Raw genomic sequence first — 11915 nt, 5'->3', positions numbered from 1 at the left:
AATTAAATTTATTAAAAAGTTTTATTCTAATAAAACATTTAATTGACAAACAATTTTTAGAACACTAAATCAAAGAAAACATTGACGTATTATCAATTCCTAACGCTTCTTTATCATTATCATCAAGATCTTGCATTTCTATCATTACTACCTCATCCAATGATCTTTCTTCATTTTTTGGCTTACATACTACAGCCTCAAGCACCTTAGATGCTGCTCTCACTTCATAAAGAACAGTTAAAACTACAATCACCTGCTTGGCCTCTTTATCTAATGGATTACATAAATAATCAATAGCTCTATTAAAACATAAAAATACCATCTTTGTATGAAATGCATCATCAACTACAAAAACAGTAACATCCTTAGCTCCAGCAGTAGTGGCTAATGTAGTATCTGTTACCATAGTAGTCATAAGATCTAAAACATCCTCTCTTGTGCAAAGAGAAGATATTGTTGGACCAGCCCTTCCACAGAACAAGCTAAGTCAAATGAAGATTCCAAAAAGACTGCACAGGCCTTTGCACATGTTTTAATATTTTAGATAGATTAGTCCATAAGCTCACTCCAACTATATGGAAAGCGACTTCCTGCTTTAAGAATTCAGGAGAACAAAGAAATGATGTAAATTGGATTAATGACAAGAAGAATTACCTGAAATAGCAATCCTCCCTATCTTATAAGATTAAGAGATATTAACAACAACAAGACTTACTTGTAGAATGGATTTCAGGATTATCCATAACTACTGAAGTAGTCAATCCTTCTTCCTCGCCATCATCAATAGTTACAGAAGTAATACCTGTTGATTTCAAGCCTTTAAGCATAGGTAAGTCTATCCCTACAACTTCTTCAGGTTCTTGGTCTTCTTCTATGGGACTAGTAATACAAGTTCCTATCAATCGAATAGTTGCACTAGATAAGTAAAGAGCTGTTGAAATTACAAGCATCTGTCTATTATTTTCAGAAATGGGCTTACAAATATCTTTTACAGATGATATAAAAACACCAAAACCAACCTTAGAAGCCACTAAAAGCAATCCCTCCTGCATAGTCAATATTAAAATCTTGCACAACCTATTGCTAGGATTTTTACACTTAATTTTACTAGATTTTTTACACTGTTTATAGATCAATTTTGTTAAAGTAGCTGTCAAAATCACTAAACTTCCCACGCCAAAAGCAAGAGTCATAGAATCACATGCTGTGCAATTATTAGTATCTACAGGTATGATTGTTGGAAATATTGAAGATGTAGTAACTGAAGTCATTGTAGTTAATTGGCTTGAAATATTACACCAACTAGGATCAAGAAAATACAAAGGAGCTTGCTTTACTGTATTATCTGTATCTTTAAAACAATATGGATCTGCAACTGCATCAGATGATCCACGCTCGCAAGGATCTACAAGAGTATTTTTTGGAGGAAATAAAACTGCATCTAAATTTATTTTGCTAGCATGTAATGACTGCATAACACATCTAACAGATGAAGATACATTCCAGAACCCATCACCCCATGAAATAAAATAATAAGGCACCCAAGAAGAAAGCTCTGGATTAGAAAAACTGGAGCACTTTGGAAGCTCTTGACTAGGAAATTGAGATCTATAAGAAACTACTTCCACACAAAATATTTTATCAGCTTCTTCAGAATCTGTTAACGCTGTCTTATTCTTACCTGTACCAATTTTAGAACCTACCCAAGAAGATATCTTTGTCAAATTATTTGCTTTCATATGATCTTTACCAGAAAAACAAAATGCTACTTTATCTTCTATTGGAATAGCTGTAGTAAGTGGCAGGGCGGGGGTAGTAGCTGGAAACAACGTAGTAGCAACTACTTCTATAAAATCTTCTTGCATACAAACAGATGCTGTAGCCAAGCCTAATACTCCTATAGAAATTGCCATTCCTAATGAAGAATCAAGAAAAGCAGAACACATTTTTGCACATGTTGTTACATTTTTTGAAACATTAGTCTTAAGCTCTTTCCAACTAGAAGGGCACCTTCTTCCTGTATGTAAAAAAAGCTTATCATTTAAAGATTGGATTCCAGAAGAAAATCCATTACCTAATCCTGTCATATTATTTCCTTTTTTATTTTAAAAATGAAAAAATATTATTAAGTTAAAAAGAATAATAATCCATTTTAAAATAACATGAGAACAAAGAAATTTTGTAAATTTGATTCATGACAAGAAGGATTACCTAAAATAGCAATCCTCCCTATCTTATAAGATTAAGAGATATTAACAACAACAAGACTTACTTGTAGAATGGATTTCAGGATTATCCATAACTACTGAAGTAGTTAATCCTTCTTCCTCGCCATCATTAATGGGTACAAAAATAATATCTGCTGATTTCACGCCTTTAAGCATAGGGTAAGTCTATCCCTATAACTTCTTCAGGTTCTCGGCCTTCTTCTATAGCAATAGTAATACAAGTTCCTACCAATCTAGACGTAGCACTACTCCAATAAAGTGCTGGTAGAAGCACCTTCAGAACTATCCATAACCACAACTACTTGAGTAATTGTTTTATCTCCTTCATCATCAGAAACAGTTCCAGAAGCCTTTAATTCTGGTTCTGAAGCTGTAAGCATAGGTAATTCTACTACTTTATCTTCTAAAGAATTAGACGTTTCCTGTATTGAACTAGTCACACAATTACTTAATACACTAGCAGCAGCACTAGTCCAATAAAGAACTGTTGAAAGCATAACTACATTCTTATTTTCCTCATTTACAGGACCACAAGGTTTCGCTAAAGACGTCGCTAAAACACCTGTTCCTAGAATAGAAGCACCTAAAAGAAGCCCTTCCTCTAAGTTGAAAGGCACTAACCTTTCTGACTTATCAGAACTACTTTTAGGCTTCTTTGTATCCGTAGCTTTACATTTTTTATAGATTATTTTTCCACACATTGTCATTAATACAATAGCACTTCTAATACCAAAAGCAAGAGTTACTACAGTAGCAGTAGAACAACTATTCTCTTCTACAGGAAGTCCTGTTGTTGATGGCATACAAGTAACAGCTACTTCCACTGAATCTTCACCTTTATATGCAGACCTTGCAAATAATCCAATAATTCCCATAATAGAAGCTTGAACTAATGAAGAACCCGCACATTCTACACAACGTTTAGCGCAGTTTTTTGCATTATTTGACACATTGGCTGTAATCTCTCTCCAAGTAGAAGGACACCTTCTTCCTGCATATATAAAAACATTGTTATTTAAAGATTGTATCCAAGAAGAAAATCCATCACCTATTCCTGACATATTGTTGCCTTTTTATGTTACAAACAAAAAGATCTTATATTTTTTTTTATTTCTAAATCAAAAATTAATTTAAAAAAATAAAAATTTTATTATGCAGACAAGGATTATATGAAATAATAATCCTTATTTTCTTATAAGATTAAGAAATGTTAACAATAAGACTTGCTTGTCAAATGACCTTAAGGAATATCCACAACTACTGGAGCAATTGTTTTATCTCCTGCCTCATCAGAATTTCCAGAAGCCTTCAATTCTGAAGCTGTGAGCATTGGTAATTCTACTACTTTATCTTCATCAGAAGTTGGCTCTTCTCTTACTGAACCAGTAACACAGTTACTTATTAACCTAGAAACAGCACTACTCCAATAAAGAGCTGTTGATACCATGATTACCCTCTTGGCGCTTTCATTTACAGGGCCACAAGGGGGTAATAAGGAAGTTACTAAAATACCTGTCCCTATACCAGAAGCTCCCTAAAAGAAGCCCTTCCTCTAAAGTTAAAGTTGCTAACTTGCTGTATCTTCTAGAACAACTTTTAGGCTTCTTAAGACCTTGAGATTTATATTGTTTATAGAGTATTTTAGTAATTGTTATTACCAATACACTTCCAGAGAAAAAACTATCATCATTTTACTACATGGATTACAAGAATCATTTACTTATGGAATGTATAAATCTGATACTTTCACACATTCTGTTTGACTATGAATTTTATCATTCTAATATATTGTGTAGCTTTTTGAAAGAATCCTGTACTGAATTTTGTGAGAATAAATGATCATACTTGTTAAGACATAAAAATATTTCAAACTGACTTGCATTTTTAAGCTAATGAGCATGAATCTTCTAAGTACACCTAAGCCAAAGAAACCATTCCCATACTATCAAAGCCTCCATCATCAGCCTCTTCTAGCTCTATCAATACTGACTCATCTGCCACTTCTTCTGAATCTTTTGATTTACAAATTAAAGCTGCCAACACCTTAGATACTGCACTAGCCCCATATAGAACAGTTGAAGCTACAACTACCCTCTTTGTATTGTCGTTAACAGGATTACAAGAATGTAATAATGAAGTCATCAGCACGCCAAAACCTAAGCCTGATGCAGCTATTAATAACCCATCATTTAGCATGGCAGCACTTGCTGGTCTTAAACCTAAATAAGAAGATCTAGATTGATTAACCCTACGTGCCTTATGCTCTTGATATAACACTTTCATCGTAGTTACAAATAAAGCAACTGCACTACCTACTCCAAATACTAATGTTGCTACATTACATGCATCACAAGAATCAGTAAGATCTGCTTCAATAAAATTAGATGCTGTCGTAGGTAGTACTGAAGATAATGGTAATAGATGTTCCTCTGAGATATTTTTTGCATGCACAACATAGTACTCCATTTTCCAACTAGAATTAAAGCAAAATGCATCAAGATTTTCTTTCATCAAAAAATCTCCACGATGATTAGAGTTACAAACTCCTTGCCTCAAATCTGAAAATGTTAGAAACTTACCTAAAGTTTGGTTAGCGACATAAAATGTATTCTCTTTTAAACATTCTATAGATTTTATGAACCCTTTCATATTCCCAGAATTCGATTGATAAAATCTTAAAAAAGGATAACTCTTATTCCAATCATAAAAACTACTAAAGTAATGCTCATAACTTGATAAATAAGCACTCTTTGGATCCATAAATTCAGGTTTAAATATTGTAAAATTTGACTCAGTATTATTGAGTTTTAGCCCACAATCTACCTTCGTAGGCGAAGAACTACACATACTATCTCCATATGAGTAAAAAGCAGATATGCTTACATCTTTTAGATCAGGTGGGTCAGTATCTTTAAAGCATAAAAACACCATCTCTTTTGTAGAATTATCATTAACCCAAGAGGCATTAGTAGCAGCTAATGTAGTAGCAGGCAACATTGTTGTAGTAATGATGTCCACTACATCATCTCCAGCACAAATAGATGCTGCAGCCACTCCAACTACGCCCATAGCACAGGCTAAACCAAATGAAGAGTCCATAAAAACTGTACAAGTCTTTGCACATGTCTTAATATTTCTAGATATATTAGCCCTAAGCTCGCTCATACTAGATGGAAAGCGCCTTCCTGTATAATCTAATACATGTCTATTAAAATATTCGATTCCTGAAGTCACTCCATTACTTATACCCATATTACTACCTCTCCTTATACACTCATAAACAACTTCTTACACAAAATAAAGTTCATTGAAAAGATCCTACTTCTGCACTCTAAACTTACTGATAAAAGATAATACAATTGATATGACACAACTATCATCAAGCTAAATGAAACGCCTAAACAAGCGAATAAATATTGAAATATGCCATAAAATCATTGGATACATGAACTCATTCCATTTAGAAAAACACCTTCTTCCTACTAATACAAAAATATTGCATCACAAAATCATCAGAAGTCCTTTATTATTTACATAATAGGTTAAGACGCAACTATTTTTTCGTAAAATATTTTCATAAAAATAAATACTAAACATAGAATCTATTACAGGAAGATCTGGATCTAGCTTCTCTACTTCATCAAAACGTATGCAATCCCATCCCTGGATATCTTCTAAACCTATACTCTCTTCTAATACTTGCATATTTTGCATAACATCATTAGAATACATAAAGTCCCACCCCCCCCTTCATCTTAAGGACTACTTCATTAAAACGAATACTGCACCACCTCAGTAATTCTTTTTTTACGCACACTATTTTTCAATGTGTCCATCTTTTGCATTATTTTATCAAAACGAAAAAACGCACATTCTTGTAGCTCTACTACATCCTTGCTCTTTTTTAAGATCCCCATCTCCAGCATTACTACTTCTTCGGGCATTACTTGCAGATCTTTTGACTTACATATTAAAGCACCTGATAACTTAGAAAATGATTTATACCATGTAGAATAGTTGATACAATAACTGACTTGTTAGCACCTTCTTCTATAGGGCTATATGAATGTAATAATGACTTCATAAGTATGCCAGAAACTAGACCAGAAGCAGCCAATAATAATCCATTATTTAATATAAAAGCTGTAGCTGACCTTAATCCTGAATGAACAACTTTAGCATGAAAACGTCTTCTCTCATTATGTTTTTGATATAAAGCCTTTATGAAAGTGGAAAAAACAACTGCACTACCTACTCCAAATACTAATATTGCTGTCTGACACGTATCACAAGAATCAGTAAGAGAAGGGTTAACAAAATAGGATATGATTTTAGGATCAGCATATATACCAGAAGGTAAAGGGAGCAAATGATACTCAAGAATATTCTGTAATATTATGGAATAATAATTTATATCATAACTAGGACTGACAAAAAAATTATCACTATCCTTACTACAAGAAAAATTTCCTACATTATCAAACTGACAAACCCCTCCACCTAAATCTTAATGTTTTAATAGCTTAACAAAAATATGGTTAGCAACATAAAATACACCTTCCTTTAGGCAATCCACTGTTTTAACTAGTATTGTTGTATTTGAATCAGTCAATCGATATAACATGCTACCTAAATAATGCTTTTTTAGATCATATGAAGCATTAAGAATGTCGTTATAAGGTGACCAAAGTACTGGCCCTAAATCCATGATCTCAAGAGGAAACATTTGGGTCTTGTTACTAACACTATGAAGTAACGCTTCACAATCCACCTCTACATGATGATGTACACAAATATACTTGCTCTGCCACAGAGGTATCATTAACTACAGAAGCATTAGTAGTAAGAACTGCCGCTGCAATAGTTGTTATTACTATAGTAGCAGGGAGCATTGTAGTAGTAACAAGATTTACTACATACTCGCCTATACAATAAAGATGCTGTTGTTATGCAACCACCCCCATAGCACAAGATAAGCCAAAAGATAAGTCCATAAAGACTGTAAAAATTTTTGCACATTTCTTGACATTGTGAGACATATTAGCACTCAATTCTCTTAAACTAGAAGAGCCTCTTCTTCTGACACAAATAAAGAAATTTTTATTTGTATACTCGATGCCTAAAGAAAATCAATCACTTATGGCTCCTACTTTATTTCTTTACCCATGTTTAAGAACATTACATGCATAATATCTAAAAACTAATAAACCATTTTTAAAACAATTAAACCAAATAAACCATTGCCATATTATTTCTTTTTTTATTATTAAAAAATTAAAAATTCATAATCCATTTGAAAATAGAAAAAGAGCATACAAAAGATAAGTATGAGATTAATGGAAAAAAATGATTATATGTCATCGTAATCTTTTTTTCTTAGTAAAATTAAAAGCATTGAGCGAGAAACAGACTTGCCTATAGAAGGCTTTTATGAAGCATCCATAACCACAACTACTAGAACACTTGTTTCCTTTCCTTTTGCTTCATCATCATCAAACTCTTGCATTTCCATAATTACTACCTTGTCTAATAATTTTTTTTCATCTTTGGGCTTACACACTAAAGCCTTAAGCAACTTAGATACTGTGCTCACTCCATAAAGAACAGTTGAAGCTACAATCACCTTCTTGGTATCTTCATCTACTGGATTACAAGGATTTGACAAAGAAGACAGAAGCACACTAGAACCTAACTCAGAAGCAGCTATTAACAACCATGAATCTAATACCATAGCTGTAACTTTTCTCAATCCTAATCGAGCAGATCTAGAATGATGACGCTCTCTTGAATGATACCAATCAAGCAATTTGATAGTAGTTCTAAGTAGCACAGCAACGCTACTTACACCAAACACTAATGTTGCCTTACTACATGTATTACCAGCATCAACAATAACTGGTTCAATAAAACTAGGAACAGTCCTGAAAATAGAGTTATGAGGCAAAGAAACAAGGCATTTCTCTGAGATATCCTCTGCCCTTGCAGCAAAATATGCCATATTTGCACTTGTATTAAAACAAAAGGCATCCTTTGGAGGATCTAAATTACTCTTACTATTGTGGCTACAAAATCCTTGTTTCATACCAAGAAAATTTATTACCTGACCAACAGTATGATTAACAACGTAAAATATCTCTTCCTGCAAACATTCTAATCCTTGAACTAGTCCTGAAATATTTGAAGCCTCTACTCGATATATAGCCACTGCTGGATATTCTGTATCCCTATCATAACCAGGATGGAAAAAATCATTGACCATCCCAAATATACTTGAACCTATATCTAAACATTCAGGTTCTAATGAAGAAAAATTTCTAACAGTATTATGCAGCGCTAATCCACAATCCACCTCCTCCTGCTGATCACATATATGACTTACATTTGACATTAAATGATGAAAACTTCCCTCATTCACCTGGACATTAACACCTTGCTTAAAACATAGAAATGCTAACTCTGTCATATTAGCATCATTGACTAACGAGGAATTTGTAGTAGCTGGCAGAATAGTTGTAGTAATAAGATTAACAACATCCTCTCCTACACAAAGAGAAGATGTTGTTAGACCAACTACCCCCATAGCAAAAGCTAAGCCAAATGAAGAGTTCATAAATACTACACCAACCTTTGCACATGTCCTGATATTTTTAGATAAATTACTTCTAATATCACTCAAACTAGATGGAAAACACCTTCCTGTATAATCTAAAATATTCCTGTTAACATACTCGAGTCCTGCAATGAATCCATTCCCTATTCTCGTCATATTATTTCCTTGTTTTACCATAAAACATATTGTTTAATTTTTTATTATTAACAAATGAAAATTAATTTAAAAAAACAGATAATAATCAATCTTAGAATATTATGAGAGTACAGAAATACTGTAAATTTGATTAATGACAAGAAAGATTACCTAAAATAGTAATCCTTCTTGTTTTATAAGATGAAAAGATATTAACAACCAGACTTACTTGTAGAAGGCTTTTCAGGAAGACCCTCAACAATAATTACTTCTGTAGTTAATCCATCTTTCTCTCCCTCACCACTATCTATAGGCGGGATGGCTTTGGAATCCATAACTGCAAGCATAGGTAATTCTACCTCTACAACTTCTTCGGCTTCTTGGCCTTCCTCTATTGGACTAGTAATACAATTTCCTAATAATCTAGAAGCAGCACTACTCCAATAAAATGCTGTAGAACTAACAATTATTTTCTTATTAACTTCTGAGAGTACACCAGATGGATCTGAATCTAATAAAGAAGTCAATATCACACTAGAACCTAGACTAGAAGCTCCTAGCAACAATCCATCTTGTAGAGTTACAGATGCTAACCTTTTTGCCCTGTCAAACCTATCCGTAGACTTCTTAGAAGATCTTTTTTTACAATGCCTGTAAATCACCTTAATAACAGTCGTAGTTAATACTAACGCACTTCCAACACCAAAGATTAGCGCCATATCATTACAAGATAAATCTTTAGAAATAATAGCATGTCGACAAGTACTAGTATCAGTAAAATACCCCTCATAATATACATTTTTGATCTCATTTCTTCCGCTAGGATCATTCCAACAATATATCCCTTTATTTACCTGACCAATCCTATCCAGGTTATTATTTGATGAAGAAGTCTCATGAGGCTTACACATTGCTTTATTTTTTAAGCCTGAGAGTTTCTCTGGCTTTTGTGAGTCTTTTAATATTTCCAGCTCTTTCAGCAGTTTTTCTACTGAAGATGCTATTTTGTCTGCCGTTAATGATATTTGCATCCATTTCGCCTGATTTTTACCCTGAGTTTGCATCACTGACACCTTCTTATCTCTTATCTGGCTTTCTATCTTTTTAGCCAAGTCTAACACCTTCGCTGCTTCTTCTATCGATACTGCGAGTACATGATCCTGAACAATGCTTGTTAAAACACTTGTCCAATTCTGCTTATAAGCTTAACTCATGGATATATTAGACATGCAGGATACTGTGTTAGATACTACCCAGGCTCCATTACTCCAACTCATAAAAATATGATCCAATAAACTAGTAGAATGTTGAGCTGCAGCAGTCGCATTACATAAAGGAACCATCGTAAAAGGAAACTTACTCTGATAATCAGTGATCTTTATACAATTTATTTCTTCTGGTGTTCCTTGGGTTGTACTGTTCTGACATATCCCAAAATTTGTTTCTCCCCATCCACTCCATGATCCCATTCCTTGAGAAAGTAAATGATCTTGTTTTCGAAAACATGCTACTACTTTTTCATAACCACCTGTACCTGGTGGAGTGGTAGAAGTTAATGAATTCACAAAAAGACCAGCTACATCATCACCTGCACAAAGAGAAGCTGTCGTTAAGCCAACCACTCCCATAGCAAATGCTAAACCTCACGAAGAATTTAATAAATCTGTGGATAGCTTGGCACATGTCTTGATATTCTTTGTTACATTAGTCTTAAGCTCTTTCCAACTAGAAGGGCATTTTCTTCCCATATACACAAAAAGCTTATCATTTAAAGATTGGATACCAGAAGAACATCCATTACCTATTCCTGACATAATATTTCCTTTTTTTTTAAAAAAACATTATGGAATTATTACATATTAAAAAAGAAAAAATTAATTAAAAAAAAAGATAATAATCCATATTAAAATAGCATGAGAACAAATAGACAATGTAAATTTGATTAGAGACAAGAAACACCATTAGACCAATACAAAACTATGGATATTACAATAACCTTTCTACGATTATCATTAAATAGTCCTCCAGGAGGCTATTAAAGAAGATTATATCACCAAAATCTATCTCTTAAGATATATAGAAGCCATCAATCTTATAAAAGATAAACCATAAGTTGTTTAATTATTACATACTTTATGGTTAATAACCTAGACTGCACTTTCTACTTCAATAACCAATAAAACCTCTGATTGACCCTCTCCATCTTTAACAATCACAGCTTCCTCATCTAATTTTTCTTTAGGATCTGTCTTAGCTACACTGATAAACAAAAACTCTAGCATTTGAGTGAATATACTAGAAAAATATAAAGTTGTGGCCACCTGTATTCCATGGAAGATCTCATGCTCATAAATTTTTGGCTCTTCCCGATTAAACTCTAATAGCATTTCTACTAATATACCTGTCCCAATTACAGATGCACCTCCTGCTAACAATCCTTCTTTTATAACTAACGATTGATGATTTTTTAATCTTTTATAAGAACATATTCTCCCTTCCACACCTTCTTCTATTTTCCTTTTAGAAATGATATTCATAAAGATAGAACCTAATACGACTACACTTCCTACCCCAAAGGTTAACATCAAATTTTGACAAACCACACATGTATCTTTTTGCAAAGATCTCAGCCAAATAGCCTCTGTATCATTATATATATGCTGATTTAAATCATCTTGTGCATATATTTGAGTAAGTATTGCCATATTTTCTTCGTTCAATGGGATAAAAATTTTATCACTGCATCTGGTCATTATACTCATGCCTAATCCCCCCATTGTAGCAGCCAATACTACTCTGGTAGCCCACATCAATAAACCATCTACTACAAGCGCACATACTTTTTTATATGCCTTAAGATTATTTAATATATTCGCTTTTAGCTCTTTCCGACTGGCTGGCAGCCTTTGTCCTGTATCACTCAAAAAATTTGCATTAAAGCA

Annotated in this window: 17 protein-coding genes; all 17 read right to left on the bottom strand. The window is 33.3% G+C overall.

The window, feature by feature from the left end:
- Window positions 1-64: 64 nt before the first annotated feature.
- A complete protein-coding gene (locus CLAVI_RS05280; RefSeq protein WP_194844553.1) occupies window positions 65-481 on the bottom strand; it encodes a hypothetical protein in 417 nt (138 codons plus the stop codon).
- A gap of 214 nt (window positions 482-695) precedes the next feature.
- Complete coding sequence (locus CLAVI_RS05275; protein WP_194844552.1) at window positions 696-2087, bottom strand: hypothetical protein; 1392 nt, start codon at window positions 2085-2087, stop codon at window positions 696-698.
- Between the two features lie 165 nt (window positions 2088-2252).
- A complete protein-coding gene (locus CLAVI_RS05615) occupies window positions 2253-2384 on the bottom strand; it encodes a hypothetical protein (protein WP_267239487.1) in 132 nt (43 codons plus the stop codon).
- A complete protein-coding gene (locus tag CLAVI_RS05610; protein WP_267239486.1) occupies window positions 2377-2502 on the bottom strand; it encodes a hypothetical protein in 126 nt (41 codons plus the stop codon). The genes CLAVI_RS05615 and CLAVI_RS05610 overlap by 8 nt, the downstream gene beginning before the upstream one ends.
- Complete coding sequence (locus CLAVI_RS05270) at window positions 2474-3289, bottom strand: hypothetical protein (protein ID WP_194844551.1); 816 nt, start codon at window positions 3287-3289, stop codon at window positions 2474-2476. Before CLAVI_RS05270 ends, CLAVI_RS05610 begins: the two co-directional genes overlap by 29 nt.
- 179 nt (window positions 3290-3468) lie before the next feature.
- Window positions 3469-3675, bottom strand: coding sequence for a hypothetical protein (locus CLAVI_RS05265; protein WP_194844550.1), 207 nt, complete (start codon window positions 3673-3675; stop codon window positions 3469-3471).
- Between the two features lie 470 nt (window positions 3676-4145).
- Window positions 4146-5480, bottom strand: a complete 1335-nt coding sequence (locus CLAVI_RS05260; RefSeq protein WP_194844549.1) for a hypothetical protein — start codon at window positions 5478-5480, stop codon at window positions 4146-4148.
- Between the two features lie 249 nt (window positions 5481-5729).
- Window positions 5730-5960 carry a hypothetical protein gene (locus tag CLAVI_RS05255; protein WP_194844548.1) on the bottom strand — a complete coding sequence of 77 codons (231 nt, stop codon included), beginning with the start codon at window positions 5958-5960 and terminating at the stop codon, window positions 5730-5732.
- A 38-nt stretch (window positions 5961-5998) separates the two neighbouring features.
- Complete coding sequence (locus tag CLAVI_RS05250) at window positions 5999-6172, bottom strand: hypothetical protein (protein ID WP_194844547.1); 174 nt, start codon at window positions 6170-6172, stop codon at window positions 5999-6001.
- Between the two features lie 26 nt (window positions 6173-6198).
- Window positions 6199-6597 carry a hypothetical protein gene (locus CLAVI_RS05245; protein ID WP_194844546.1) on the bottom strand — a complete coding sequence of 133 codons (399 nt, stop codon included), beginning with the start codon at window positions 6595-6597 and terminating at the stop codon, window positions 6199-6201.
- A 138-nt stretch (window positions 6598-6735) separates the two neighbouring features.
- Window positions 6736-6999 carry a hypothetical protein gene (locus tag CLAVI_RS05240; protein WP_194844545.1) on the bottom strand — a complete coding sequence of 88 codons (264 nt, stop codon included), beginning with the start codon at window positions 6997-6999 and terminating at the stop codon, window positions 6736-6738.
- Window positions 6989-7120 (bottom strand): hypothetical protein, encoded by a 132-nt coding sequence (locus CLAVI_RS05605; RefSeq protein WP_267239485.1) that lies wholly within the window; start codon window positions 7118-7120, stop codon window positions 6989-6991. The genes CLAVI_RS05240 and CLAVI_RS05605 overlap by 11 nt, the downstream gene beginning before the upstream one ends.
- A 536-nt stretch (window positions 7121-7656) precedes the next feature.
- Complete coding sequence (locus tag CLAVI_RS05235; protein ID WP_194844544.1) at window positions 7657-8994, bottom strand: hypothetical protein; 1338 nt, start codon at window positions 8992-8994, stop codon at window positions 7657-7659.
- Window positions 8995-9185: 191 nt separating this feature from the next.
- The gene (locus CLAVI_RS05230) at window positions 9186-10037 is read right to left on the bottom strand and encodes a hypothetical protein (RefSeq protein ID WP_194844543.1); all 852 of its coding nucleotides are present in this window, start codon (window positions 10035-10037) and stop codon (window positions 9186-9188) included.
- A gap of 141 nt (window positions 10038-10178) precedes the next feature.
- Window positions 10179-10601: a hypothetical protein gene (locus CLAVI_RS05225; protein ID WP_194844542.1), complete on the bottom strand. Its 423-nt coding sequence runs from the start codon at window positions 10599-10601 to the stop codon at window positions 10179-10181.
- Between the two features lie 15 nt (window positions 10602-10616).
- Window positions 10617-10787: a hypothetical protein gene (locus CLAVI_RS05220; protein WP_194844541.1), complete on the bottom strand. Its 171-nt coding sequence runs from the start codon at window positions 10785-10787 to the stop codon at window positions 10617-10619.
- Between the two features lie 333 nt (window positions 10788-11120).
- On the bottom strand, window positions 11121-11915 hold a 795-nt coding region (locus CLAVI_RS05215), incomplete at its 5' end, for a hypothetical protein (RefSeq protein ID WP_228547652.1).

It is taken from the genome of Candidatus Clavichlamydia salmonicola (assembly GCF_015356765.1).
GTDB lineage: Bacteria > Chlamydiota > Chlamydiia > Chlamydiales > Chlamydiaceae > Clavichlamydia > Clavichlamydia salmonicola.
The sequence above is the reverse complement of the archived record's forward strand: the minus strand, read 5'-3'. Positions and strand labels throughout refer to the sequence as shown.